General features: G+C 70.7%; 14 protein-coding genes. 8 read left to right on the top strand and 6 right to left on the bottom strand.

The annotated features are described in order from the left end of the window. Positions 1 to 98 precede the first annotated feature (98 nt). The gene (locus HUA74_RS40150; protein WP_174458822.1) at positions 99 to 1,094 is read right to left on the bottom strand and encodes a hypothetical protein; all 996 of its coding nucleotides are present in this window, start codon (positions 1,092 to 1,094) and stop codon (positions 99 to 101) included. Positions 1,095 to 1,300: 206 nt separating this feature from the next. Here HUA74_RS40150 and HUA74_RS40145 point away from each other — a divergent pair, with 206 nt between their 5' ends. Continuing rightward, a complete protein-coding gene (locus tag HUA74_RS40145; protein ID WP_254625473.1) occupies positions 1,301 to 2,839 on the top strand; it encodes a M28 family peptidase in 1,539 nt (512 codons plus the stop codon). 15 nt (positions 2,840 to 2,854) lie between these two features. Here HUA74_RS40145 and HUA74_RS40140 read toward each other — a convergent pair whose 3' ends face one another. Then, positions 2,855 to 5,860, bottom strand: coding sequence for a tetratricopeptide repeat protein (locus tag HUA74_RS40140; protein ID WP_174458821.1), 3,006 nt, complete (start codon positions 5,858 to 5,860; stop codon positions 2,855 to 2,857). Between the two features lie 391 nt (positions 5,861 to 6,251). On the opposite strand from HUA74_RS40140, the gene HUA74_RS40135 reads away from it, so the two are divergent. Next, entirely contained in the window at positions 6,252 to 7,202 is a 951-nt protein-coding gene (locus tag HUA74_RS40135; RefSeq protein ID WP_174458820.1) for a D-2-hydroxyacid dehydrogenase family protein, read from the top strand. Position 7,203: 1 nt separating this feature from the next. Here HUA74_RS40135 and HUA74_RS40130 read toward each other — a convergent pair whose 3' ends face one another. The 3 genes from HUA74_RS40130 to HUA74_RS40120 are packed head-to-tail and all read right to left on the bottom strand — an operon-like array spanning position 7,204 to position 16,314. Further along, on the bottom strand, positions 7,204 to 9,507 hold the full coding sequence (locus HUA74_RS40130; protein ID WP_174458819.1) for an AAA family ATPase: 2,304 nt from the start codon (positions 9,505 to 9,507) through the stop codon (positions 7,204 to 7,206). 1 nt (position 9,508) lies between these two features. Further along, on the bottom strand, positions 9,509 to 12,898 hold the full coding sequence (locus HUA74_RS40125; protein ID WP_174458818.1) for an AAA family ATPase: 3,390 nt from the start codon (positions 12,896 to 12,898) through the stop codon (positions 9,509 to 9,511). Positions 12,899 to 12,900: 2 nt separating this feature from the next. Beyond that, positions 12,901 to 16,314 (bottom strand): AAA family ATPase, encoded by a 3,414-nt coding sequence (locus HUA74_RS40120; protein WP_174458817.1) that lies wholly within the window; start codon positions 16,312 to 16,314, stop codon positions 12,901 to 12,903. Positions 16,315 to 16,522: 208 nt separating this feature from the next. Between HUA74_RS40120 and HUA74_RS40115 the strand changes: the two genes are divergently transcribed. Beyond that, positions 16,523 to 18,220: an aminotransferase class V-fold PLP-dependent enzyme gene (locus HUA74_RS40115; protein ID WP_254625472.1), complete on the top strand. Its 1,698-nt coding sequence runs from the start codon at positions 16,523 to 16,525 to the stop codon at positions 18,218 to 18,220. Between the two features lie 6 nt (positions 18,221 to 18,226). Here the strand turns inward: HUA74_RS40115 and HUA74_RS40110 are convergent, their stop codons facing one another. Then, positions 18,227 to 20,818 (bottom strand): LamG domain-containing protein, encoded by a 2,592-nt coding sequence (locus HUA74_RS40110; RefSeq protein WP_174458815.1) that lies wholly within the window; start codon positions 20,816 to 20,818, stop codon positions 18,227 to 18,229. A gap of 388 nt (positions 20,819 to 21,206) precedes the next feature. Here HUA74_RS40110 and HUA74_RS40105 point away from each other — a divergent pair, with 388 nt between their 5' ends. From HUA74_RS40105 to HUA74_RS40085, 5 genes are read left to right on the top strand one after another with little or no spacing between them, the layout of a single operon-like run. Further along, complete coding sequence (locus HUA74_RS40105) at positions 21,207 to 22,538, top strand: OprO/OprP family phosphate-selective porin (RefSeq protein ID WP_174458814.1); 1,332 nt, start codon at positions 21,207 to 21,209, stop codon at positions 22,536 to 22,538. Between the two features lie 11 nt (positions 22,539 to 22,549). Continuing rightward, positions 22,550 to 23,578: a sulfate ABC transporter substrate-binding protein gene (locus tag HUA74_RS40100; protein ID WP_174458813.1), complete on the top strand. Its 1,029-nt coding sequence runs from the start codon at positions 22,550 to 22,552 to the stop codon at positions 23,576 to 23,578. A 3-nt stretch (positions 23,579 to 23,581) separates the two neighbouring features. Continuing rightward, a complete protein-coding gene (gene cysT / locus HUA74_RS40095; protein WP_174458812.1) occupies positions 23,582 to 24,424 on the top strand; it encodes a sulfate ABC transporter permease subunit CysT in 843 nt (280 codons plus the stop codon). A 5-nt stretch (positions 24,425 to 24,429) separates the two neighbouring features. Further along, positions 24,430 to 25,281, top strand: a complete 852-nt coding sequence (cysW, locus tag HUA74_RS40090) for a sulfate ABC transporter permease subunit CysW (protein ID WP_174458811.1) — start codon at positions 24,430 to 24,432, stop codon at positions 25,279 to 25,281. Then, positions 25,278 to 26,351 carry a sulfate/molybdate ABC transporter ATP-binding protein gene (locus HUA74_RS40085; RefSeq protein WP_174458810.1) on the top strand — a complete coding sequence of 358 codons (1,074 nt, stop codon included), beginning with the start codon at positions 25,278 to 25,280 and terminating at the stop codon, positions 26,349 to 26,351. The genes cysW and HUA74_RS40085 overlap by 4 nt, the downstream gene beginning before the upstream one ends. The last annotated feature ends 6 nt before the right edge of the window (positions 26,352 to 26,357 follow it).

The raw sequence follows: 26,357 nt of genomic DNA, 5'->3' as shown, positions 1-26,357 counted from the left end.
CGGGGGAGCCACGAGCTCCCGAGGAAGCGAGCTGGCCGCCGCCCGGAGACGCGCGGGAGGCGGAGGGCTGGCGCTCGACGGGCCGCCAGCCCGGGCCCTCAGATTTCGTGGGCCGTCTGCTCGTACACGAGGACCTTGTACGACTGGGGGAAGAGGATGACGTAGAGGCTGCGCCAGTTGTCCCCGTTGGGGCCCGTGGAGAACGTGCGGTAGTAGCGCTTCACCTGCACCGTCTCCACGCCGTTGCCGTACGTCTCCAGCATGACGGGCAGCAGCGGCCGGAACTGCGAGTACATGGCGTCGTTCAGCTCCGGCAGGCTCAGCACGAGCGGCGCCGGGTCGCTGCGGTAGCCGATGTAGCGACCCTGGGCGAGCACGGCCGCGGCGGCCTGCGTGAGCGTGGCCTCGCCCGAGTACGGCCACTGGTAGTCGAGCCGACGCAGGTACGACGTCGCGTCCTCGCGCACCTGATTGGCGGTGTCGAGCGTGTACTGGAGGCGCTCGGTGAGCGGATTTTCCACGTACGTGAGCACGGCCCCCGCGGGCGCCGGCTGCGGGTTGGGCAGGCACGTGCCGCCCACACACGCCGCCTGGAGGCGGAACTGCTTGTCCACTCCGTTCACGAAGCCCACCACCACCAGGTACTCGCCCGTCTTCGGCACCGTCACCAGCCCCACCTTGCTCAACGTGCCGTAGCCGGAGTCGTCATCCTGCGCGTGCAGCGTGGCGCCGTAGCTGCCGCTCGCGTCCTTGGGGCCATAGAGGAACAGGCCGGTGTCCAGGTACATGGAGCTGCCCAGGTGCGTCACCTCCAACGCGAGCTGCGCGCCCGCGTTCGCCTGGAGCGTGTAGCCGAAGTACCCCGGCAAGGTGCTCGGGTAGCCCGCCACCGCGCCGCCGATGGCCAGGGGACCCTTGAGGGTGGTGCTGTCCGCGATGTTGCCGCTGGCGGGAAGCGTCGGCGCGGAGATGAGCGCCTGCGTGCCTTCCTCCAGCGTCCCGTCTTCCAGCGCGGCCTCGGGCGCACCACCACAGGCGCCCAGGAAGGCCACCGGCAACATCCACAGCCAGGCTTGCTTCAGGTTTCCACGCATCGTCTCGGCCCCGTGTCAGTGAGGACGGAGGCGCGGGTTTCGCTCTCCGGCGACCGCCCTGGGTGTTCGGGCCCGTCTGCCATTCCTCAACCTGAAACTCAAGCAACCGAATTGAAACTTCATTCGCGCTTGTAGTCCGATGTGCCGAGAAGACCTTGGCACCTCGCGCCTTGAATGAAACCCATGAGGCTGGGAATGCTGGCGCCATGTTCCCATCCCGCATGTCCTGGCGCTGGAGCGCCGCGTTGCTGTCGCTGGTCCTCGTTTCATCCGTGCGAGGGGAGGCCCAGGAGGCCGCCGCGCCCGGGGGGCGGGAGCGCGAGGTGATGTTGCTGACGGGGGCCCTGTTGGGCCCGACGCCGATGGTGGAGGACCTGCGCTCGCTGGTGGACGAGGTGGGTGGGCGGGCCACGGGCTCGGAGTCCAACCGGCGCTCGGTGGCGTGGGCGCTGGAGCGCTTCCGCGCGGCGGGCGTCCCCGCGACGAGTGAGCCCTTCCGCATGCCGGCGCTGTGGTTGGAGCAGTCGGCGAGCGCGACGGTGCAGGGCCAGGGCGTGCGCTTCGCGCCCCGGGTGGCCGCGATGCCCTTCTCCACGGCGACGCCGAAGGGAGGCCTCGCCGCGCCGCTGCTGGACGTCGGACGCGGCGCGGAGGCGGACTTCACGCGCGTGGGGACGAAGGTGAAGGGTGCGTTCGTGCTGGTGGAGACGGAGGAGCTGCGGGACGTGGAGGGCCTCTTCCGCGAGTACGAGGAGGCGGTGGGAATCGAGGCGCGCGCGGTGGGCGCCGGCGCGGCGGGCGTCGTCTACATGGGCAGCCGTCCGGGCAATCAGCTCTACCGGCACAACGTGTCGACGGGCGCGAAGAACACCCGGCCGATGATGGTGATGGAGCGCGATGGAGCCCGGCGCGCGCAGCGGCTGCTGCGGGCCGGCATCGCGCTCACGATGAAGGCCGCGCTGGAGCTGAAGACGGGCGGACCCTACGAGGCGCACAACGTCATCGGTGAGATTCGAGGCGCCACGCGACCGGAGGAGGTCGTCGTGCTGGGCGCGCACCTGGACAGCTGGGACCTGGGCGGAGGCGCGCTCGACAACGGCGCCAACGTGGCGATGCTCATCGACCTGGCGCGGCAGCTGCGGCGGCTGGGACTGAAGCCCGCGCGCACCATCCGCTTCGCCCTGTGGAACGGCGAGGAGCAGGGCATGCACGGCTCGGCCGGGTACGTGCGCTCGCACGCGGCGGAGCTGGATGGACATGCCATGGCGTTGTCGGTGGACATCGGCTGTGGCCGCATCAACGGCTTCTTCACCAATGGCCGCCCTCCGCTGGTTCCGCTGGTGGACAAGGCGCTCCTCCCGGTGGCGGGCCTGGGGCCCTTCACGCAGGTGGATGTGCCGGTGGTGGGCACCGACAACCTGGACTTCATGCTGAGCGGCGTGGCCAACCTCATCGCCAACCAGGAGTCCGCCACGTATGGGCCGAACTACCATGCGCGCTCGGACGAGTTCGAGCAGTGCGACGCACGCACGCTGCGCGCCAATGCCGCGGTGGTGGGCGCGCTGGCGTGGGGCTTCGCCACCATGGAGGAGCGGCTCCCCCGGCAGGGACGCGCGGAGGTGGAGGCGCTCATGAAGGCCACCGACCTGACCGAGCAGATGAAGTCCTTCAACCTCTGGGATGAGTGGGAGGCGGGGAGCCGAGGTCGTCCCGCCGAGCGTCAGGTGTCACCCACGCCGCGCTGAGCGGGGCCCCAGGCTTCAGCGGACCTTGTGCGCCGCGAGCCACGCGTCGATGAGAGGGAGCGTCTTCTCCGAGGGGTCGTCTGTCATGGCCATGATTCGCGCCTCGGCGACGAGGCGCAGGGCCCGTGGGCGGTCCTTGCCGGACTCCCACAGGGCCTGGGCGAGCAGGAACTTCACCTCGGTGCGCTGGCCGACCTCCGGCCGCGCCTTGTCCCAGCCGGTGACGGCCCGCTCCAGGGGCACGAGCGCCTCCGTGGGCCGTTTCAGCTTGAGGAAGGCGATGCCCAAATCCCTCAGGCTGAGCGTCCACTGTCCGGAGCTGTCATCCGGTTGCAGGAGCATGATGTCCACGGCCCGCTGACAGTAGTGCACCATGTCCGCGTAGCGCTCCTTGAGGGACATGAGCTTCCCGACGAGGCGCAGCGGGCTCACCAGCGACGGGTCCATCAGTCCGCGCGACTTGTCGCGCAGGGCGATGGTCCGCAGGAAGTGCTCCAGGGAGAGGTCGAAGTGGCCCTTCTGGAAGAAGAGGACGCCCAGGTTGGCGTGGATGACGGAGGCGCCGTAGCTCTCCGGCCCGTCCGTCTTCGCGACGATGGTGAGGGCGCGCTCGTAGAAAGGGAGGGCCTCGTCCATGCGCGATTGGACGACGAGCGTCGAGGCCAGGTCGTTGAGCGCGTCGTAGACGCGAGGGTGGTCCGGGCCGAGCGTCCGCTCGAAGACGCCGAGCGCCTCGCGGGCGACCACCTCCGCCAGCTTCAGCTCCTCCTGGTCCCTGAGCACGGGGACCACGGCCAGGCGCACCCGGGCGACCTCCGGGTGCTCGGGGCCCAGGGCCTGCCGGGTGATGGTGGCGGCGCGCTCCAGGTGGGCCCGGGCCTCGGCGAGGCGGGGGTGGACCCACTGCGTGGAGCCCAGCTCCAGGAGCACGTCCGCCACTTCCAGGCTGTCCGGTCCGAAGGTGCTCTCCGCGAACAGCAGGGCCTGCTCCTGCAACGCCACGGCCTCCTCGAAGCGCCGCTGCTTGCGCAGGACGGTGCCGGAGTAGGTGAGGAGGTGGACGCGGGTCAGCTCGTTTCCACCGCCCAGCCGTTCGATGGCGGCCGCGGCGCGGTCCTTCCAGCGCGAGGCCAGTTCGTACTCGTCCAGGCCGATGCAGGACACGCGCACCAGCAGCGTCCACGCGCGGGCGGCCACGGCGTCCTGACGCGTGGCCTCCGCCGCGTTCAGCGCCTCGAAGAGCGCGGCCTCCGCGCCACGCCAGTCTCCAGCTCCCTCGCGCAGCTCGCCGAGCAGCAGGGAGATTTCGGCGCCGTCGTGACGGTTCGCCGCCCGCTTCGCCGCCACGGCCGTCGGCTCCACCAGCGTGACGCCTTCCGCGTAGCGACCGGTGGCCAGGAGCGCTCGGCCTCGTGCGAGCGTCGCGCGCAGCGCCTCGTGGCGCTCGCGTGCTTCAGGCCCCTCGGGCAGGGTGGCCCCGCCGGGTGCCAGCGCCTCCGAGCAGCCCGACAGGGGGGGCAGGCCCTTCACCGCGCGGTGCGCCTCGTCCACCGTTCGGGCGTCCGCCTGGGACAGCAGCCGCGTGAGCGCGGAGACATCCGCCAGCCGATTGTCGAGGCAGCGCATGCGCCACGCCATCACCTCTTCGGGCTGCTCGCCCCGGACGCGTGTGGCCTCGCACGCGGTGGTGCGCGTGGTCGTCCAGGCGGCGGTGTACGCGTCCAGCTCCCGGCGCACGCGCTCCCAGGCGGCGGAGGCATAGGGCCGGCCGGTGGCGGTGAACGCGGCCTGGATGGCGGCGGCCTGCTCCGGGCCCCAGATGGTGGTCATCTCCTGCGGCGCGCTCGCGCAGGCCCGTGCTCCACGGGTGTGCACCGCGTGAGTGAGGCCCACCGCGGTGGCGAGGATGGCCACCGCGCTGGCGAACTGGAGGCCTCGCTTCCACCTCGTGGCCGGGTCGTTCTGGAGCGCGTCGAGCAGGGCCTCCAGGTTCGGGAATCGGTCCTCCGCGCGACGGGCGAGCCCTCTCAGCAACACGCGACGCAGCCACGGAGGGACGCGTGTGCCGTGGGGCGGAGGCCGCACCTGTCCCGAGGACACCTGGGAGGCCAGCTCGGCCAGGGTGGCGCCTTCGAAGGGGCGTGCGCCGTACAGGGCTTCGTGGAGCGCCACGCAGAAGGAGAACTGGTCCCCGGCCGCGCCCGCGCGCGTCTCGCCCAGCAGTTGCTCCGGGGCCATGTAGGCCGGCGTGCCGCCCGTCAGCGAGCGCTCCACGGTCTTGTCGCGCAGAGGGTCCGCGCGCGCGGGCAGCGCGCTCTCGCGTGTGGTGGGAGCGCCCAGGCGCGCGAGGCCGAAGTCGGTGACGTGGACATTGTCGTCGCCGCCGACGAGGAGATTGGCGGGCTTGAAGTCGCCGTGCACCACGCCCGCGGCATGCGCCGCCGCGAGTCCCCGGCCCGCGTCGAGGAAAAGGTCCAGCACCTCGCGCCAGGGGCGGGGCGCGGCCTTCAGCCACTCGCCCAGCGTCTGGGCCTCCACCCGCTCCATGGCCAGGAACACGTGCTGGCCGAAGGTGCCCACGTCATAGACGGCCACCACGTTCGGGTGGGAGACGCGGGCCATGGCCTGCGCCTCGCGCAGCAGGTGGGCGCGCTCCTTCTCCATGTCGAGGCCCAGGGCGCCGGTGCGCAGCAGCTTGAGGGCGACGCGGCGGTCCAGCTCCGGGTCATAGGCGCCGTACACGACGCCCATGGCTCCCGCGCCCAGCAGCTCCAGGACGAGGTAGCGGCCCACCGCCGTGCCTTTCTCCAGCGGCGAGTCCTCGCGGCGGGGGGAAAGGGGCATGGGCTCGGTGGGCGTCGCGCTGGTGATGAGGTCCGGAGACTGCGCGCGCAGTCCCTCGGCCACGAGCGTCCGACACGAGGCGCACGTGTCGAGGTGGGCATCCACCTCGGCGCTCTCCGCGGGCGACAGCTCACCCAGGAGCAACTTCATGAAGACGGTCTCATCGACGCAGCGCATGAAGGGTGTCCCCTCCCACGGGAGGGTTCCTGTACCGGGGTGGGAAGTGGGCGCGGGCGACGATAGCAGAGAGTCCCCGCGCGACAGGGGCGAGGGTGCCACGTGGCGGCTTCGTCACGGTGGAGCGCTCGTGCGGTGCGGCGTCGAGGGGGGCAGGCGGGCGCGGGCCGCAAGGCGCGGGCGCTGGGCGGAGCCTGAGCGCCCCAGGGGCGAGCCACGTTCGAGGCCTCGGTCTTCATGCCGACACGGAGGGAGCCGTCGCATGCGCGTGCGGCCCCGTCTAGGAACCGTGGCGGCGCGGTATGCCACGGTCTCCGCGCCGACAATGGGAGGAGGTCTCGCGTGAGTCCTCCGTCGTGTCCTGGCAGTGTGATGGCGAGGAGGGATGCACGTGAAAGTCGCGGTCCTCGATGACTATCTGGAGGTCGCACGAGCTTCGACGGACTGGTCCCGACTCCCTGTTGGGGCCGAGCCGCGCTTCTTCCGCGAGCCCCTCGCGGGAGAGGACGCCGTTGCGGAGGCGCTCCAGGAGTTCGACGTCATCGTCGCGATGCGTGAGCGCACGGCGTTCCCCGCGTCGCTCATCACACGGCTCCCCCGGCTTCGCCTGCTGGTGACGACGGGAATGCGCAACGCGGCCATCGACGTCGAGGCCTGCCGACGCCAGTGCATCACCGTGTGTGGCACGGGCGCGGTGGGCGCACCCGCCGCCGAGCTGACGTGGGCGCTGATTCTCGCGCTGCTCAAGCGCATCCCGGACGAAGCCTCATCGCTGCGTGCGGGGGGATGGCAGACGGGGCTGACGGAGACGGTGTCCGGCAAGCGCCTGGGCGTCGTGGGGCTCGGCAAGTTGGGGACACAGGTGGCGCGCGTGGGGCTCGCCTTCGGGATGGAGGTCGTGGCGTGGAGTCCCGGCCTGACGGCCGAGCGCGCGGAGGCGGCTGGAGCTCGCCTCGTCGACAAGGCCACGCTCTTCGCCTCGTCGGATGTCGTCACGCTGCACCTGGTGCTGGGCGAGCGGACGCAGGGCGTGGTGGGCCCGACGGAGCTGGGGGCGATGAAGCGCTCGGCCTACCTCGTCAACACCTCTCGCGCGGGGCTCGTGGACGAGCAGTCCCTGGTGTCGGCCCTGCGCGAAGGGCGCATCGCCGGTGCGGGGCTGGATGTCTTCTCCGTCGAGCCGCTGCCGCGCGAGCACCCGTTGAGGTCCCTTCCCAACACGGTGCTCACGCCGCATCTCGGCTACGTCACGCGGGAGAATTACGCTGTCTATTACCGCGACGCCGTGGAGGACATCCTGGCCTGGAGCCAGGGCAGTCTCGTGAGGCTGCTCGGCGCGTGAGTCATGCCCGGGCCTCCAGCTCCAACTGGCCCTGGGCGCCCACTCGCAGCGTCACCTGTCGGTGCGGAGTGCCCGCATGTGTCGCGAGCCACTGCGCCAGCGGGACGATGGCGTGCTGCTCCACCGCGCGCTTCAGCGGACGCGCACCGTAGCGCGCGTCGAAGCCGGCCTTCGCGAGGAAGTCCACCACGTCCTCGCCAAAGCTCACCTTCACCCCACGCCGCGCGAGTCCCTCGCGGCCCAGCGCCGCTTCCAGGGTGCGTCGCGCGAGCGTCCGGATGACGTCCGGCGCGAGGGCGCGGTAGGGCACCACCTGGTCCAACCGGTTGAGCAGCTCCGGCCGGAAGAAGGCCGTGGCCGCGCCCAGGTAGTGCGCCTCCATGTCCCGAGGCGTGTCACCACCAAAGCCCAGCGAGCGCGCCGCCGACTCCGCGCCCAGGTTGCTGGTGAGCAGCACCACCGTGTTCCGGAAGCTGACGGTGCGCCCCGTGCCGTCCGTCAGCCGTCCCTCGCCGAGGACCTGGAGCAGCAGGTCATGCACACCCGCGTCCGCCTTCTCCACCTCGTCCAGCAGCACCACGCCGAAGGGCTGCTCGCGCACGCGCCGCGCGAGGCCTCCCTGCTGGCCTCCCACTTCACCCACCAGCCGTCCCGCGCTGCCGGGCGCGGCGTACTCCGCCATGTCGAAGCGGGCCAGCCGGGCGATGTCGCCGAAGAGGTACTCCGCCAGCGCCAGCGCCGACTCCGTCTTGCCCACGCCCGTGGGTCCCAGGAGCAGGAACGCCCCCAGGGGACGCGAGGGGTCCGCCAGTCCCGTCTTCAGCGTGACGACGAGGTTGCGCAAGAGCAGCGTGGCCTCATCCTGGCCGACGATGCGCTCGCGGAAGCGGCGCAGCAACGCATCCGGGTCCAGGCGAATCGAGGAGTCCACCAGCTCCCTCGGGTAGCCCGTGCGCGTGCAGAACGCGGAGGTCACCGCGCCCGCGTCCACTTCCGTTCCCGTGGCGGCCTGCGCCGTCGCGGCGCGAAGCAGCGACACCGCGCCACCCGGAGGCGGCCCCTCTCCGAAGCGCTCCGTCAGCTCCGCCGCGCGCTCCAACGAGGCGGGCGTGAAGCGCACCTTGCGCGCCTTCGCGACGCGCTGGGATGCCTGCTGCACGGCGGCCCGAGCCTTCTCGGGAGCCAGCGGCTCCACGACGACGTGTCGCAGCGCCTGGAGGAAGGCGCCATGGGTGCGCTCCGCTCGCGCGACGTCCTCCGGCGTGGCCTCCAGCACCAGCGCCACCTCGCCCCCTTCCAGCGCCGGCAGCAGGTGCCGCGCGACGTCCAGGCCCGTGTCACCGCCACCCAGGGAGAGCAGCTCGGAGAGGCTGTCCAGGTGGAGCACCGCGCGCCGCACCCGCAGCTCGTTGACCATGAGCTGCACGCGCTTCTGCCACTGCCCCAGATAGCGCATGCCGGCCATGATGCGACCGCCCGAGGTGCTGAAGACCTCCAGTCCCTGGAGCGCATTCCCGGCCGCCGCGGACTCCGCCCGGTGCACCAGCTCATGCACCAGCGACGTCTTGCCCACGGAAGGGGGACCCACGAGCAGCACGCTGGCGCGCGCTCTCGAGGTGACGGCTTCCGCCAGCAGGCCGACCTCCGTGTCGCGCTCCCAGGCACGCTCCAGCAGTCCCGCACGGGCCTCCTCGTTGAGGCAACGACTCGCCTCGGCGAGCCCAGGAGGTGGGGGAGGGCGGCGCACCGGCCCTCGGGGCTCCTCGATGATGCGCGCGCGGGTCGCCTCACGAGACTTCACCGTCACGGAGATGGTTTCGACGGTCTCATCGCCCAGGTAGGCCAGCGAGTGCAGGCGCTCCAGCGGTGCCATGTAGAGCTCGTGGCGGACCAACTCCTCCACATAGGCCTCCAGGTCCCCGAGGTCCTGCAGCGAGCCCTCCACGTCCACGCGAGGAACCCAGACGTGCACGGCCCCCTTCGCCGCGCCCTTCCGGCCGCCGCGCTCCGCCTTCCCTCGTCCACCGCGCGTCACCACCGTGAGCTTGAGTGGCACGGGCAACAGCCGCCCGTGCTGCACGGCGCGCACGGTGAGGTTCATCTTCTTCGTGCGCAGGTCCGGCCAGTGGGTCTGCGCGTCGCGCAAGTCCCCCCGCTTGAGCAGTCGGCCCAGAACCTCGGCCACATCCAGTCGCGCGGTCGCCAGGTCCGGCGCGAACGAGGCCAGATGCGGGTGCGTCAATACGTGCGCGGCCACCCCCACGCCGGGGTAGTTCCGCACGAACAGATGGAAGTTCTTGTCCATGTCAGTGCCCTCCTCGCGCGGGGTCGCGCAGCACTCGCGCCGCCCAGGCCACGGACTCGGAGGGAGTTCTTCCGCTCCCCAGATGAACGACGTTCTCGGGCTCGCCCTCCATGACGACTCGGCCCTGGGGCGACTCGGGCGCAAGGCCCGCGCGACGGGCTTCCCGCTCCGCCAGCTTCACCGCGTCGCGAGTCGCCACCGCCCGGGACACGTCCTTCATCAAGTCGGGAGCGTCCGCTAGCAGCTCCACGCGGACCAGCGCGGGCCGCACGCCCAGATGCACCAGCGCATAGCCCTCCAGCGTCGCGAGCACCTCCGACAGACCGAACGCCGCCATGCTCACCACCTGCCGCCGCACACGCACCCCCGCGGGACGCGCCGAGCCCGGTGCCGCCCAGCCGATGGTGCCATCCGGCTCCACGTGCTCCTCGTGGACCACCACGCGTCCCAGGCCCTGGGGAAGCCCCTTCACCACGGAGTCCAGCGCGGAGGTCGGCGAGTCCGCGAGCCCTTCCACCAGCAACGCGTGCACCTCCATTCCGCGCGCTCGCGTCGCCAGCTGATGCGCGAGCCACTCCACCTCATCGCGCAGGTTCACCACCTTGGGGCGGCAGCGACGCAGCCGCTCCTCGGGGGACACCGGCATCGGCTCCGGGACATAGGAGGGCCGAGGCCGCAGCCCGCCCCGTCCCTTGTTGTGCCTCCAGCTGTCCTGGTACCCGTCGCGCTCCAGCTTGCCCACGCGCTCCTCTGTCTCCAGGAAGTCGCGGTCCGCCAGTTCATTCTCCCGGATGTCCAGGGCCTCCGCCGACAGGCGCTCCAGCCGCTCTCCCAGCTCCACGGCCTCGACACCACCGGGCGGTGCCTCTCCGTCCGAGCGCCTCGCCTCCGCCGCCTGGAGCGACTCCAGTCGCGTCGTCACTTCCTCCAGGACGCGCGACACGCCAGGGAGCGTCCAGGTGGTGGGGTCCTGCTCACGGGCCCACGCGGGCTCCCTCATGAGCAGCTCCACCGACAGCCCCATGTCCTCGCCCCGGCGGAACAGCTCCACGCGGGCCAGGTCCTCGCCGCCGCGCCGCACCAGGTGGTGGGCCAGGGGCACGGTGAGGCGTCGCTCCAGCGCGCGCTTCAAGGGACGCGCGCCGTAGCGCGGGTCATATGCCTGCTCCACCAGCAGGTCGAGCAGCGCGGACTCCACCTCCACCAGCACGTTGCCCCGGCGGATGCCTCGCCGCGACAGCAGCGACTCCAGGGCGTGCTCCACGACGACGCGCAGCGCGGCGGGCGTGAGGGAGCGGAAGGGCACCACGCGGTCCAGGCGGTTGAAGAACTCCGGGCGGAAGAAGGCGCGCACCGAGGAGAGGTAGTGCGCCTCCGCGCCTTCCGGAGCGCGGTGGAAGCCCGTGCGGGCGGCGGCCTCGCGCACGCCCAGGTTGGACGTGAGCACCACCACCGCCTGTCGCGCGTCCACGGTGCGCCCCGCGCCGTCCGTCAGCCGGCCTTCACCGAGGAACTGGAGGAGCGCGTCGAAGATGCGCGGGTGCGCCTTCTCCACCTCGTCGAACAGCACCACGCAGAACGGCTGGGTGCGCAGCGCCGTCGTCAGCTCGCCGTCCGGTGCGCCGGGCAGGCCCAAGAGCCGGGTGATGCTGGAGGCGGAGACGAACTCCGACATGTCGAAGCGGACCATCCGCTCCTCGCTGCCGAAGAGGGTGCGCGCCAGCGCCTTGGCCGTCTCCGTCTTGCCCACGCCGGTGGGGCCCACGAAGAGGTAGGTGGCCAGCGGCTTGTCCGGCGGCTGCAGCGAGCGCTGGAGCGTGAGGATGGCATCCACCACGGCGGCGACGGCCTCCGGCTGTCCGGCGACCTGAGCGGCCAGCTCGCGCTCCAGCACGTCCCGGGACTTCGGAGGCGCGCTCCCCAGCACGAAGTCCGGCAGGCCCGTCTGCGCGCGCATCGCGGCGGTGACGTCCTCCTCCGTGAAGCGGCGCACGTTCTGGTCCACCGTGCCGGGCCTCGCGAGCACCCGGCGCAAGAGCCGCACCGCCTTGCCCGGGAAGGCCTCGTGCGCGACGAAGCGCTGCTGGAGGTCCAGCAGGGTCTCCAGCGCGAGCGGGGACAGCCGCACCGCGGGCCCGCCTTCGCCCGAGCCCTCCAGTTCTCGCAGTGTCCCCAGCAGGGCAGGCAACGTCGTGCGGGGCTCCAACGCGGGCACGTGCACCACGCGGAACAGCGAGGCGAGCGTCGGGGCCTCCTCGCGCACCCGCTCGAAGCGCTCGGGCGTGGACTCCGCGAGCACGGTCAATTCGCCGCGCGCCATGTGGGGTTCCAGGAACTGCGCGACGTTGGTGCGCTCGCTGGAGGTGCGCCCCGCGTAGACGAGCGAGGCCAGGTCGTCCACGTAGAGCAGGTCACCCACCTCCACCAGCTCCTTCACCACGCCGCGCGCGCGGGCCTCCCACTGGCCCACGTACATCATCCCCGCGATGAACTGATTGCCATCCACGCGCCACACGTCGCGGCGCTGTCCCGCGGCGTCCTGGCGCGCGGTGAGCCGGCGCACCACCTCGTGCACCAGCGCCGTCTTGCCGGAGCCCGGCGGTCCTACCAGGACGATGGCCGCGCCCTCCCGGCCCTCCAGCGCGTCCACCACTTCGCGCACCAGCGCCTCGCGGCCGTAGCAGTGCTCCAGCCCGTCATCTCTGGCGGAGTGGCTCAGGTTGCGCGCCACCTCCCGCAGCTCGGTGAGCGTGAGGCGGCGGCGGTTGCGGCGCGCCTCGCGCTGCTCGGGCGTCTCCGGCGGAGTGGCCGTCCCCTTCGAGTCCTTCCCAGGAGTCCGGCGGCGCCGGGGTGGCTTGGGTGGCTTGGGCGGCGTCCGGGGGAGGATGGTGGGGGCATAGGCATCCACCTCCAGCAACTCCAGCCGCTCGCGGCCCTGCGCCCAGAAGCCCTCCAGGTTCGTCAGCCCATGCTCCAGACACCACGCGCCCAGCCTGCGTCCGAGCGCGAGGGGCAGGGACTCCGCGTTGGGAATCGCGAAGCGGGCCTCCGCGAGCCGCGTGGGCGTCACGACCCAGAAGTCATCGCGAGGCCACTTCTCCAGCAGCACGGCCATGCGTCCCTTGAGCACGACGCGCAGGCCCTTCTCGCGATCTCTCGCCTCGGTGTCGACCTTCACGTGCTTGAGCGACAGGTGGGGTGGCAGCTGGTAGCTGGCCACCCGCGAGGGGTGGTCCTTCTCGAAGCGCTCCATGACTGCGAGCGCCAGGTCATCCTTCAGCGATGACAGGCTGGGGCCCACGCGGTGAATCCTGGGCCAGAAGGCGGGGACCCACGCCTCGACGAGACGGCCGCCCAGGGGCGCGACGACCAGGGGGAGCTTGAGTTCCATGGTCAGTCCTCCTCCGCTTCGCCGAACACGCGCCAGTTCATCCAGGGCTCCAACAAGACATCCAACTCCAGGCCTCCGCCGCCGTAGCGCAAGCGGGTTCCGGTGCGCATGTCCTCCACCGAGCCGCCCGAGGTGTCCGTCGAGCCCGGACGGATTCGCCGGGCCTCGGTCTTCGGCAGCAGCGTCTCGAGCTTCGACCAGTCCGGCAGCACGTCCCGGCTGCGAGGGTGGGGGGTGAAGAGCACGCGCACCAGCGACGCCTGACTGCCCTCCACGAAGCGGTGTACTCCGTGCTCGGCGGAGAGCAGCAACGGGCGCGTCTCGCCGGAGATCTGCAGGGCGTACGCGAGGGGCGCGGGCTTGAGCTCCAGCAGCTCATCCACCTTGGGGTAGACCCAGTCCGGCGGAGGCGGATGGCGTGGTGGCTTCTCCCCGTCCGGTGGCTTGGGCGTCCAGAGCAGCGCGCGCTGGAAGCCCAGGGAGTAGCGGTTGCACCAGCGCTCATAGGCCTTCGCCAGGAAGCACAGCTGCGGCCATGCACCACGGCCGGGCACCAGTATCAGGGTGGAGCCCCGCGAGTACTGGTAGAGGCTGGCGTACAGCCGCTCCCGCAGGGGATGGAACGTCGAGCGCAGCGTGGAGACGTCGCGCGCGAGCGACTCCGCCTGCCCCACCGCGCGCGACAGGTGCGCCTCGAAGAGCAGGTCCTCGATGGCCTCCGTCTGCTGCGAGCATTCGCGGAAGGCCTTGTCCAACTCGCGCGCGTCTCCGGACTTCCTCGCGGACTCCTCCGCCAGCGCGCGCTCCTCCCAGTACGAGGCCTGTCGGGACACCTTGTCGAAGACCGCCAGCTCCCGCCGCAGCGCGAGCATGGGCGGCGAGCGGCTCCAGCGCTGCACCTCCGCGCGCAGCGTGGCGGCGTCCTCCAGCACCTGCTCGATGGCCTGCCGTCCCACGCCCTCCGCCGCGCCACCCACGGCCTCCGCGCGTAGCGTGAGCCCGTCGCCGCCGGCCTCCGCGTGCAGGCGCACAGGCCCCGTCTTCGGATGCGTCGCGAGCCACGCCGCCACCGGCACCACCAGCTCCCGCTCCAGCGCGCGCTTCAGGGGCCGCGCGCCATAACGCGGGTCGAAGCCGCGCGCCGACAACCAGTCCAGCGCCGACTCGGAGACGACGAGGCTGGCGTCATGGCGCGACAGGCCGGAGCGCTGGCGGATGGCGTCCACCTCGCGCACCACCAGCCGGCGCAGCAGCTCCTCGGAGAGCGGCGAGAAGACGACGGTGTCGTCCAGGCGGTTGAACAGCTCCGGGCGGAAGAAGCGCTGCACCTCCGCCAGGTAGTGCGTGCGCAGCGCGGCGACGTCGGGCGCGCCGCCCAGCGAGTCGAAGCCCACGCGCGCGCGCCACGTGTCCGCGCCCAGGTTGCTGGTGAGCACGAGGACGGCGTTGCGGAAGTCGGTGAAGCGGCCCGACGCGTCGGTGAGGCGCCCCTCGCCCAGCACGCCCAGGAGCGCGTCGTGGACGGCGGGGTGGGCCTTCTCGATTTCATCCAGCAGCACCACGCAGAAGGGCTGGCGGCGCACGGCGGCGGAGAGGTAGCCCGGCGTCGCGCCGTCGCCCAGCAGGCGCAGCAGGGCGTCCGGCCCCGCGTACTCGCCCATGTCCAGGCGCACCATGCGCTCACGCGAGCCGAAGAGCAGCTCCGCCAGGGCCTTGGACAGCTCCGTCTTGCCCACGCCGGTGGGGCCCACGAAGAGCAGCACGCCCAGGGGCCTGCGCGTGTCCGCGAGCCCCGCCTTGAGCACGGACACCACGGAGGAGACGCGCTCCACCGCCGCCTGCTGCCCCAACACTCGCGTGGTGAGGAACTCGCGGACCTGGGCGGGCTCCAGCGGCATGTCGTCGCGCAAGAGCGCCTCGGGGATGCCGGACTCGGAGGCGAACTGGCGCACGGCGTCCAGCCGGATGACCCGAGGCTGGGCCGCGTGGGCGCACGTGGCGATCAACCGGCGGAGGAAGGCCACCGCGTTGCCCACCTGCGCGCCATACGGCAGGAAGCGCCGACACAGGAAGCGACTCTCCTCCAGCGCCTCGGGCAGCACCTCCAGGGGCGTGGCGCTCGGAGTGTCCTGGGCCACGCGCGCCAGGATGTTGGCGAGTGCCTCCGGTGTCGGCTCCTCCACCCGGACGACGGAGAAGAGGCGGGCGAAGCTGGCGTTGCGCCGCTCCACCTGGGCCCAGGCCTCGGGGGTGGCCTCGGCCACCACGGACACCTCGCGGGTGACGAGCAGCGGCAACAGGAGCTGGGCCACGTTCTGGTCGCTGTGCGCGCTCTTGCCCGCGTCGAGCAGGTCGATGGCGTGTCCCAGCGAGAGGATGGCGCGGGAATCGTTCGCCTCGCGGAAGGACTTGAGCACCTGCTGCTGCCAGTCACCCCACATGCCCTCGCCCGCGATGAGGCGACTGCCGTCGACGAAGAAGAAGGGCCGGGCCTTCTCGGCGGGAGTGGCGGTGGAGGACTGGAGCGCCTCGGCGACCGCATGGAGGACCGCGGACTTGCCCACGCCCGAGGGGCCCACCAGCACCACGGCCTCCGCGTCCTTCGCGGCCAGCCGGGCTCGCAGCAGCGTCACCAGGGCGTCCTGCTCATAGGCGGGGTCGAGCTGCCCTTCCGTCGCCAGCCGATGCCAGGGCACCGCGATGCGGTCCAGCGTGGGCGTGGGCGGCGGCTTCTCCGGCTTCGCTCCCGGCTCCCGACGACGGGAGCGCTTGCGGGGCTCCCACGTGTCCTCGTCGAGCGCGTCCTCGTCGTCCCCATCGATGCTCACCGACAGGCCCGACTCTCGCGGCTCCTCGGGCTCCGCGTCCGGTGGACGGGGCGGCGGGCGGATATCCAGGTGGAGCTGACGGGGCGTGAGGGCCGACAGGCGCGTCGGCGTGGCCTCCACCTCCACGTCCAGCAGGGCCTCTCCACCATCCGCGCGCAGGGCCAGGAGCCGCGCGTCGGGGAGTCCTTCCAACTGTTCACGCAATCGCTCGGCGGCATCCTCGGGCACCTTCTTGCCCTGGAACCACAGGTGCGTCTCCAGCCGGGGCGCGTGCAGCCCGAGATAGGACTGATGCGTGGGCGCGACAGCGGCGGCGAAGGTGAGGGGCGCGAGGGTGTTCTCCTCGTTTCCCCAGACAGGAATCGCGTCCAGCTCCAGCGTGTGCAGCGTGCCCCCGGTCGCGGCGATGAACTCCGGCACGCGACGCGGATGGATGCGGGTGAGCTGGTCATCCAGCGCGAGCGCCAGCTCCTCGGTGGCCTTCTCCACGGTGTCCGCGTGCACCGCGAGATGAGGCAGGGACAGGGGTGTGAGCGTCACTCGACCGCTGGCGTGACGCTGCACCCAGCATTGGAAGCGAAAGTTCATGGAGTGTGCTCAGGCTAACATGGGGCGGCGCAGGGACGATGCGAGCTCTGGGGGACTGACGCGGCCGGTCGCGCATGATGGCCTCCACGCGCTGGACAGGCCGTGAGGTTCGGCGGGAGTCTGTCGTCATCGAGAGGTGCGAGTGATGGAAGACGCGTGTCCTCTGTTGGTCGAGTCCATTCGAAGCGCCGTTGTCGGTGAGGACCGGATGCTCGATGGACCCTACGGTCCCCGCCGGCTCACGTACGCGGACCATGCCGCGTCCGGGCGCTCGCTCGCCTTTATCGAGGACTTCATCCGGGAGCACGTCCTCCCGCTCTACGCCAACACGCATTCGGAGACGTCGGGCACGGGCGCTCAGACGACGCGCTATCGCGAGGACGCGCGCGACCTCATCCACCGCGCCGTGGGAGGAGGGCCCGACGACATCGTCCTCTTCTGCGGCTCCGGCGCGACGGCCGCCATCTGCAAGCTCATCGACATCCTCAACCTGCGCCTCCCCGCGGACCTGGATGCGCGCTTCGATTTGGGCTCGCGCATTCCCCGCGCCGAGCGCCCCGTCGTCTTCGTGGGCCCCTACGAGCACCACAGCAACGACCTGCCGTGGCGCGAGTCCATCGCGGAGGTCGTCACCATCGACGAAGACGCCGACGGGCGCATCGACCTGGCCCACCTGGAGCGCGAGCTGGCGCGCCACCAGGGCCGGCCGCTGCGCATCGGCAGCTTCTCCGCGGCGAGCAACGTCACCGGCATCCTCAGCGACCAGGAGGGAATCGGCGCGCTCCTGCGCCGTCACGGAGCGCTGTGCTTCTGGGATTTCGCCGCGGCGGGGCCCTATGTCCGCGTCGAGATGAACGGGCGTGGCGATGGCACCGCCGGCCCGCGCGTGCGGAAGGACGCCGCGTTCCTGTCGCCGCACAAGTTCATCGGTGGGCCGGGGACGACGGGAGTGCTGGTCGTGAAGCGCCAGTTGCTCGGCAATCGCATCCCCACCGTGCCCGGGGGCGGCACTGTTTCGTACGTGAGCGGCAGCGAGCACGTCTATCAGCGAGACCTCGTGCACCGCGAGGAAGGGGGCACTCCCGCCATCGTCGACTCCATTCGCGCGGGGCTGGTGTTCCAGCTCCGGGAGGCGGTGGGCGTGGAGACCATCGACGCGCTCGAACAGGACTTCGTCCGGCGGGCCCTCGCGCGCTGGGGGGCGAATCCCGCCCTGCGCATCCTCGGCAACCCGGCGCTCCGGCGGCTGCCCATCGTGAGCTTCCTGGTTCGACACGGGGACGCCTACCTTCACCACAACTTCGTGGTGGCCCTGCTCAATGACTTGTTCGGCATCCAGGCGCGGGGCGGTTGCTCCTGCGCGGGGCCCTACGGTCACCGGCTGCTGGCCATCGACCCCGTCACCAGCCACCGCTTCCAGGACGTCATCCTGCAAGGCACCGACGGCGTGAAGCCCGGCTGGGTGCGGCTGGGCTTCAACTACTTCCTCTCCGAGACGACGTTCGGCTTCCTGCTGGACGCCGTGGACTTCATCGCCCGAGAGGGGTGGAAACTCTTGCCACACTACGCGCTCGAGCCTTCCACCGGACAGTGGCGCCACCGGGCGCACCAGCGGCGGCTGGGGCGACTGGGTGACGTCTCCTATGCGAGCGGCCGGTGCGTCTTCCCGCCCCCCGGGCCGACCGTGCCGGAGGCGGAGCTGGGGGACTACGTCGCGCGGGCCCAGGCCATCGTCGAGCAGGCGCTCCAGGACTTCGGGAGCCGGACACAGGCGGATGCTTCGCTCGCGCCCGACGCGGAGCGCCTGCGCTGGTTCCCGCTGCCCGGGGAGGTGCTGGAGATGCTCAAGCGCGAGCGCGTCGGCACGACCTCGGAGGCCCCCTTCCGACTCCAGGGGGCCCCTTGAGCCGCCTCAGGGATTGAGCTTCCAGGGCACCGTCACGGCGGGCTGGAAGCAGTGCACGTTGGCGTAGAGGCCCGCGCCCAGCTCCTGCACCACGCCCGCGCCATAGCCCTTCGTCTGGCACCACCTGCTGACCTCCAGCTTGGAGTCGGTGGAGCTGAAGCTGCCCGCGTTGGAGGCGGGCCCGAGCTGGTCCTTCGCGACGTCCTGGATGAGCCCGGCGTTGAAGCAGCCCACCCACGGGCGCGAGGTCATCTCGAAAATCTGACCCGTGCTCCATCCCAGGCTGTTGCACCAGCGGTGCACGGCGGCCGAGCAGTCGAAGCTCTGCGCGACGCGCTCGTCCACGCAGCCGGCGTGCTTGCGCGCCAGCTCCTCGAAGGTGACGCCCAGGCTCTCGTGCTGGATGGGCGCGCACGCCACCGTCACGTCCGTCGTCGTGGCTCCCGCCAGCGCGCCCAGCAGCGAGATGGGCGGACGGTTTCCGATGAGCTGCTGAATCGTCTCGAGGACGTTGGTGCTGGTGGCCAGGGCGTCATGGGCGCCGCGCTGAGCGCAGACCCGGTGCATGGACGAGGCACAGGCCAGCGTGCCCAGGGCCGCGTAGCTGTTGCAGGCCGGCTGCTGCTGGCTCATGCCGAACTGTCCCGCCGTGGGAGTCTCCTGGAGGGCCTCGTCGCGGCAGTCCGCGCCATACGACGTCATGCAGATGGAGCGGGCCGAGCGCGCATGGGTGAAGAAGCGCACCTCATCGATGGCGCCCCGGAAGGAGCCCTCGCCATTGGCGGGACAGGTCTGCGTGTCCAGCGTGTTGCCAGCGCCGATGGACAGCGCGCCGGTGCCCAGGCGGAACGTCCCCGTGGCCACGGGCAGTGAGCGCCCCGTGGGCACGCCATTGAGGTACTCGCCAAAGGCGCCGGTGACGCCGTCCCAGGTGTAGGCCAGGTGGGTCCACGCGCCCACGGGCAGCGCGGGGCTGCGGCCCAGGCGCACGCGCGCGCCGTTGATGACGAAGGACATCTGCACCGTGTTGTCGGACTCGTAGATGAGGTCCAGTGCTCCGCCCTTCTGGAAGAGGTAGCGGTAGGGGTTCCCCGTGGTGCAGCCCTGGTGGATGTTCGCGTCCGGGCGCACGGCGAGCTGCACGGTGAAGCCCCGCACGAAGCCGCCCACGCCGGGCACGGTGGACGTCGCGTCCGTCAGGTTCATCGCGAGCGCTCCGCCACCCGGGACGACCAGCGCCTTGCCCTTGCCGTGCGGTTCCCACAGGGAGCCGGACGTCGGCTGGGTCACCGCGTTGCCGGCGGAGATGGACGCCGTGCCCACGAGAGTGCCCGTGAAGAAGCGCCCGGACAGGTCCGGCGTGCGCGTCAGGTCATACGCGCCCGCGCGCGTCACCAGCTCGTTCATGGGCAGGTAGAGCACGTGGAAGGGGTCCACCAGCTCACCGATGTCCACCTCGTTGTAGTCCGCCGTGTTGCTGCCGAAGAGGGCGAGCACGTCGTGGGTCTTGGTGACGGGCAGGTAGTGGCTCTCGTTGCTCGAGCCCGGTGGGAAGTTCTGTTCTGGCGCGCGCTCCTGTTCCAGGTTCCACATGGGCCCGGAATAGAAGAGGTGCGCGATGTCGCTGCGGTCCGTGTTGATGGCACCGTCGATGTGGTACGCCGTCCAGCCCGTGTCCGCGCCAATGAGGCTCACGGCTTCGCGGCGCGCGCCATCCGTGTAGACGACGCCCGTGTACGTGACGTTGCGCCCCTCGTGGTCCACCCAGGCGTAGGCGGCCCGGATGAGCGGGCCAGAGGTCGTCTCACCAAAGAGCTCCCCGGTGGAGGCCTTCAGCTTCTGCCATGCCAGCGGGTAGCGCTTCACGCCCGCGGTGGGGTCGCTGTACATCATCGACAGCGGGCGCGGATTGCTCCAGCCCGTGGCCGCGCAGGGCGTGGGGTTGTACGCATACATCAGGTGGTCGATGCCACCGTCGTTGGCGGGTCCGCCCTGATAGATGAGCAGGCGTCCGTCGGAGGTCATCGTCGGTTCAATGCCTCGGATGCTCGCGCCGGTGACGGTGGTCAGATAGTCCAGGTTGCCGGTGGTGAACGAGGAGATGTCCGCCTGCGGCGTGAAGGGCTGGGACACCCGGAGGTCCACCGGACGGCGACGGAAGCGGTTGGGCCCGTTGAACATCTGCGAGTCGAACAGGAGCGGCTGGTACACCGCGAGCCCTCCCGACAGGACATAGGGCTGGGCCGGGTTGGTGAAGCAGAACGCCAGCGCGTTCTCTCCGTTCCTCACCTGCGTGCTGAGTCCTGGAGAGAAGGCCGTGGAGAAGCTCGGCTTGCCCTGGGCGTCGTACGTCACCGCTTCAGGCCGGAACACTCGCGCCAGCCACGTCGTCGTCGTCGTCGCGTGGTCCTCGCGGATGTTGCCCACGAAGATTCGCCCGTCGATGGTGGATGAATGTCCGTTCGCTCCGAACGGCGTCCCGATGCGTGTGTTCACCAGGGAGGGGCGCTCCGCGGCAAGGGCTCCTGGAGCGGCCATCAGCACCGCGAGCAGTGACGCGAGTCGTGGAACCCACAGCGGACAGCGACGAGTGCGCATGAATGCCTCCAGACTTGGAGTTCAGATTATGCTTGAATTGCGGGCTGAGATACTCATTGCGCCAGGTAGGCCGGATGCGTGGCGTTTCCGTGGACGGAGGACGTCGCTCACGACGCTGGAAAGGGAAGGAGTCGGTGGGTTCGTCATGAGGGGGGCGCGTTGACAAGCCCGGAGGTGCCGGGCATCGTGGTGGCACTTCATGACCCGCCTGACGACCCACGCTTGTTGCTGCTGTCACGCACCAGCGGTGGGCGCCTGTCGACCCGTGGCCTGAAAAGCCTGGGTTGAGCTGGTTCGAAGAGCCCACCATCCGCGAGGAGGTGGGCTTTCGGCTTTCTGGCTCCGGAGTCCACCGTCCATCGCGCTCCTCTCGCTTTCGAGGTCCCGCATGGCAGGTCCCACACCTCATCGGTTCTCCTTCCTCGCTGGTGCGTTGACGTGGCTGCTCACCCCGCTGGCGGCGGCGCAGACACCTGTGCCGGAAGCACCTCCCGCCGCGCCGTCGTCGCCCCCCGCAACGCCGTCACCGACGCCCGGTGGAGTCGCCGTCAAGGCGACGTCCGAGGGCATCTCCGTCTCGTCCCCCGACAAGGCGGTCATGTTGAAGCTGCGCGGCTACATCCAGCTCGATGGCCGCTTCTTCGAGAGCAAGGCGGACCGGCCGGGCTCCACCACGTTGCTCATCCGGCGAGCGCGACCGTTGCTGGAGGGGACGCTCTTCAATCTGTTCGACTTCCGGCTGCTGACGGACTTCGCGGCCAACGCGCCGCCACTCTGGGATGCCTATCTGGAGTACCGACCTCGCAAGGAGGTGCGCGTGCGGGTGGGCAAGTTCCGCCCCCCGGTGGGACTCGAGCGCAACCAGTCCGGCATCAACACCCTCTTCGTCGAGCGCGCGTTGCCCACGGACCTGGTGCCCAACCGGGACGTGGGGGTGATGGTGCACGGTGACTTGTATGACGGCACGCTGAACTACGCGGTGGGGGCCTTCAACGGCACGGCGGACGGCGCCAGCGCGGACACCAACCTGGACGACAGCTTCGACCTGGCGGCGCGCCTGTTCGCGCATCCGTTCCGGGCCACGAAGCTCAAGCAGCTCTCCGGTCTGGGGCTGGGCATCGCCGCGTCGCGCGGCCTGCAGTTCGGCTCCGCCTCCACCACGGGCGAGGCACCCCTGCGCACCATGGGGCAGCAGACGTTCTTCATCTTCCGGACGGGCACGGGTGCGGGCGAGACGGTGATTGCCCATGGCGAGCACCTGCGGCTGTCGCCCCAGGGCTACCTCTACGTGGGGCCCGTGGGCGCGCTGGCCGAATACGTGTCGTCCACGCAGGAGGTCAACCTGGGACAGCAGCACGCGCGCCTGCGCTTCGAGTCGTGGCAGGCCAGCGCGTCGTACGTCGTCTTCGGCGGCAGGGCGGCCTACGACGGCGTCAAGCCCACGGACCCGGTGGGCGCGGAGGCCGGCGGCTGGGGCGCGGTGGAGCTGGGCGCGCGCTACGCGGCGCTCGACGTGGACCCCGACGCCTTCCCCATCTACGCGGACCCCACGCGTTCGGCGCGCAAGGCGCGAGGGTGGGGCGCCGTCGCGAACTGGTACCTCAACGGCAACGTCCGCGTGGCCACCTCATATGACCACACGAGCTTCGAAGGGGGCTCCGTGGACGGCGACCGCATCCCCGAAGACGTCGTCATGTCCCGCTTCCAGGTGAGCTGGTGAAAGGTCCCTCCATGCGCTTCTCTCTCCGGCTGTCCCTGCTCGTCGTGCTCGCCCTCACCGGGTGCTCGAAGTCCGGGGGCGAGTCCTCCGCTCCGAGCTCCGTCACGCTGCTCAACGTCTCGTATGACCCCACGCGGGAGCTGTACGCGGACGTCAACGCCGCCTTCGCGAAGCATTGGGAGGCGACGCACGGGCAGAAGGTCTCCATCAAGCAATCGCATGGCGGCTCCGGCAAGCAGGCGCGGGCCGTCATCGATGGGCTCGACGCGGACGTCGTCACGCTGGCGCTCGCGTACGACGTGGACATGCTCCACGACAAGGCGTCGCTCATCCCTGACGGGTGGCAGGCGCGGCTCGCGCACAACAGCGCGCCGTACACGTCCACCATCGTCTTCGTGGTGCGCAAGGGCAACCCCAAGGGCATCCGCGACTGGGACGACCTGATTCGCGAGGGGGTCTCCGTCATCACCCCCAATCCGAAGACCTCCGGGGGCGCGCGGTGGAACTACCTGGCGGCCTGGGGCCATGCCCTGCGAAAGCCTGGAGGCACGGAGGAGTCCGCGCGCGCCTTCGTGGGCGCGCTGTTCCGCAACGTGCCGGTGCTGGACTCGGGAGCCCGGGGCGCCACCACGACGTTCGCCGAGCGAGGTCTGGGTGACGTGCTCATCGCCTGGGAGAACGAGGCCTTCCTCTTGACGGACGAAGTGGGCAAGGAGCGCTTCGAAATCATCGTCCCGTCGGTGAGCATCCTCGCCGAGCCTCCCGTCGCCCTGGTGGACCGCAACGTGGACAAGCGCGGCACCCGCGTGGTGGCGGAGGCGTATCTCCAGTTCCTGTATTCGGAGGAGGGACAGCGGCTGGCGGCGAAGCACCACTACCGTCCTCGCTCGGAGGCGGTGGCGCTGAAGCACGGCGCCCGGTTCCCCAAGGTGACGCTGTTCACCATCGACGAGGTGTTCGGGGGCTGGCGCAAGGCGCAGGCCGCGCACTTCGACGACGGTGGCGTCTTCGACCGCATCTATGTCCCCCAGGCGCGCTGAGCCATGGCACCGCGCTCTCGCCGCCATGTCCTGCCCGGCTTCAGGCTGTCGCTGGGGTTGACCTGGGCCTATGTCGGGTTGCTCGTCCTCATTCCGCTGTCCAGCCTCTTCCTCAAGACGTTCTCCCTGACGTGGCCGCAGTTCTGGGAGACGGTGACGGCGCCTCGGGCGCTGGCGGCGTACAAGCTCAGCTTCAGCGCGTCGCTGGCGGCGGCGCTGGCCAACGTCGTCTTCGGGCTCCTGGTGGCCTGGGTGCTCGTGCGCTATCGCTTCCCGGGCCGCTCGCTGGTGGAGTCGCTGGTGGACCTGCCCTTCGCGCTTCCCACGGCGGTGGCGGGCCTGACGCTCACCACGCTGTTCTCCTCGAAGGGCTGGTACGGGCAGTACCTGGAGGCGTGGGGCCTCAAGGTGGCCTACACCTCCGTGGGCGTGGCCGTGGCGCTGACCTTCATTGGCCTGCCCTTCGTGGTGCGCACGGTGCAGCCCGTGCTGGAGGACATCGACGTGGACGTGGAGGAGGCCGCGGCCACGCTGGGGGCCACGCCGTGGCAGACCTTCACGCGCGTGTTGTTCCCGGCCATCGTCCCCGCGCTGCTCAGCGGCTTCACCCTGGCCTTCGCGCGGGCGCTGGGGGAGTACGGCTCCGTCGTCTTCATCTCCGGCAACATGCCGCTGCGCACGGAGATTGTTCCGCTGCTCATCGTCACCAAGCTGGAGCAGTACGACTACGCGGGGGCCACGGCCATCGCCGTCGTCATGTTGCTGGCGTCGTTCCTCCTGCTGCTCGCCGTCAACCTGCTCCAGCGCTGGAGCCATCGCCGGCTGGAAGCCCGGTCCGGAGCGTGACGGACATGTTCGCTCCCTCGATACACCTGCCGCGTCGCAAGACGCGGACCCTGGAAGGGTCCCCATGGGTCCGGTGGACGCTCGTCACCGTGGCGCTGGGGTTCCTGGCCGTCTTCCTGGTCGTCCCGCTGGTCGCCGTCTTCTCGTTCGCGTTCCAGAAGGGCTGGGAGGCCTACCTCGCGGCAATCACGGAGCCGGAGGCGCGCTCCGCCATCCTCCTGACGCTGACGGCGGCGGTCATCGCGGTGCCGCTCAACCTCGTCTTCGGCCTGGCGGCGGCGTGGCTCCTGGCGCGCTTCCGCTTCCGGGGACGCGCGCTGCTGCTGACGCTCATCGACCTGCCCTTCAGCGTGTCGCCCGTCATCGCCGGACTCATCTTCGTACTGCTCTTCGGGCGGCAGGGCTGGCTGGGGCCGTTGCTGTTCGAGCACGACATCCACGTCATCTTCGCCGTGCCGGGAATCGTCCTCGCCACGGTGTTCATCACCTTGCCCTTCGTCGTGCGGGAGGTGCTGCCGGTGATGCAGACGCAGGGCAGTGACGAGGAGGAGGCGGCGCTGACGCTGGGCGCGAGCGGCTGGCGCACCTTCCTGCGCGTCACGCTGCCGAAGGTGAAGTGGGGCGTGCTCTACGGCGTCATCCTCTGCAACGCGCGGGCGATGGGCGAGTTCGGGGCCGTCTCGGTGGTGTCCGGGCACGTGCGCGGTGTCACCACGACGCTGCCGCTGCACGCGGAGATTCTCTACAACGAATACGATTTCGCGGGGGCCTTCGCCGTGGCGTCGTTGCTCACGCTGCTCGCGCTCGTGACGCTGGTGCTGAAGAAGTACGTGGAGTGGAGGAGTGAGGCGTCATGAGCATCATCGTCAAGCAGCTCACCCGGCGTTTCTCTCCGGGCGGAAGTCCCGCCGTCTCGGACGTCTCGTTCCAGGCGCCCGCGGGCGCCATCACCTCCCTGCTGGGGCCGTCCGGCGCGGGAAAGTCCACGCTCCTTCGCCTCATCTGTGGGCTGGAGGTCCCCGACGTCGGTCGCGTCCTCATCGACGGGCTGGACTGTACGGCGCTGCCCGTGCAGAAGCGCAACGTGGGCGTCGTCTTCCAGAGCTACGCCCTGTTCCGGCACATGACGGTGCGGGAGAACATCGCCTTCGGACTCAACGTGCGGCGGCTTCCCCGAGACGAGGTGGAGGCGCGCGTGGACGAGATGCTGCGCCTGGTCCAGCTCGAGGCGCTGGGCTCGCGCCATCCGGGGCAGCTCTCCGGGGGACAGCGCCAGCGAGTGGCCTTCGCTCGAGCGCTGGCCATCCGTCCCCGGGTGTTGCTGCTGGACGAGCCCTTCGGCGCGCTCGACACGCGCGTGCGCGAGGAGCTGCGCGAGTGGCTCCATGAGTTGCATGAGCGCACGGGGCTGACGACGCTGCTGGTGACGCATGACCAACAGGAGGCCCTGGAAATCTCGCAGCACGTGGTGGTGATGAGCGAGGGACGCGTGGCGCAGGCGGGCTCACCGGAGGACATCTATGACCGGCCCGCGTCGCCCTTCGTCGCGTCGTTCATCGGCGGGGCGAGTGTCCTTCGTGGCCACGTCCTGGAGGGCAGGGCGGCGCTGGGTTCGCTCGCGCTGTCCGTACCCGCCGCCGCGCGGGAGGGCGAGGCGGTGCACGCCTTCGTGCGGCCTCACGACATCAAGCTGGCCCGCTCGGTCTCCGTGGAGGGAGCGGGTGAGCGCACGCCCTTCATGGGCAGGGTGGAGCGCTTCAAGCCCGTGGGCGGCTTCGTCAAGGTGCTGTTGCGCATGCCCTCCGGGGACGAGGTCACCGTCCAGGTGCCTCGCTCGGAGTTCGAGGCGCTCGGCGTCGTCGAGGGGGACGCGGTGCGCGCCGATGTGCTCACCGCGTCCGTCTTCGTGGGGGACTACGCCATCTGACGGACG

It is taken from the genome of Myxococcus sp. CA051A (assembly GCF_013336705.1).
In the GTDB taxonomy this organism is placed as follows: domain Bacteria; phylum Myxococcota; class Myxococcia; order Myxococcales; family Myxococcaceae; genus Myxococcus; species Myxococcus llanfairpwllgwyngyllgogerychwyrndrobwllllantysiliogogogochensis.
This window is presented reverse-complemented; position numbering and strand designations above follow the sequence as displayed.

What these genes read in the sequence shown, in the direction of transcription:
- HUA74_RS40120 (WP_174458817.1), bottom strand. Translation starts at nt 16,314, where the DNA reads ATGAACTTTCGCTTCCAATGCTGGGTGCAGCGTCACGCCAGCGGTCGA.
- HUA74_RS40105 (WP_174458814.1), top strand. Translation starts at nt 21,207, where the DNA reads ATGGCAGGTCCCACACCTCATCGGTTCTCCTTCCTCGCTGGTGCGTTG.
- HUA74_RS40140 (WP_174458821.1), bottom strand. Translation starts at nt 5,860, where the DNA reads ATGCGCTGCGTCGATGAGACCGTCTTCATGAAGTTGCTCCTGGGTGAG.
- HUA74_RS40125 (WP_174458818.1), bottom strand. Translation starts at nt 12,898, where the DNA reads ATGGAACTCAAGCTCCCCCTGGTCGTCGCGCCCCTGGGCGGCCGTCTC.
- HUA74_RS40145 (WP_254625473.1), top strand. Translation starts at nt 1,301, where the DNA reads ATGTTCCCATCCCGCATGTCCTGGCGCTGGAGCGCCGCGTTGCTGTCG.
- HUA74_RS40115 (WP_254625472.1), top strand. Translation starts at nt 16,523, where the DNA reads ATGCTCGATGGACCCTACGGTCCCCGCCGGCTCACGTACGCGGACCAT.
- HUA74_RS40150 (WP_174458822.1), bottom strand. Translation starts at nt 1,094, where the DNA reads ATGCGTGGAAACCTGAAGCAAGCCTGGCTGTGGATGTTGCCGGTGGCC.
- HUA74_RS40110 (WP_174458815.1), bottom strand. Translation starts at nt 20,818, where the DNA reads ATGCGCACTCGTCGCTGTCCGCTGTGGGTTCCACGACTCGCGTCACTG.
- HUA74_RS40130 (WP_174458819.1), bottom strand. Translation starts at nt 9,507, where the DNA reads ATGGACAAGAACTTCCATCTGTTCGTGCGGAACTACCCCGGCGTGGGG.
- HUA74_RS40100 (WP_174458813.1), top strand. Translation starts at nt 22,550, where the DNA reads ATGCGCTTCTCTCTCCGGCTGTCCCTGCTCGTCGTGCTCGCCCTCACC.
- cysW (WP_174458811.1), top strand. Translation starts at nt 24,430, where the DNA reads ATGTTCGCTCCCTCGATACACCTGCCGCGTCGCAAGACGCGGACCCTG.
- cysT (WP_174458812.1), top strand. Translation starts at nt 23,582, where the DNA reads ATGGCACCGCGCTCTCGCCGCCATGTCCTGCCCGGCTTCAGGCTGTCG.
- HUA74_RS40085 (WP_174458810.1), top strand. Translation starts at nt 25,278, where the DNA reads ATGAGCATCATCGTCAAGCAGCTCACCCGGCGTTTCTCTCCGGGCGGA.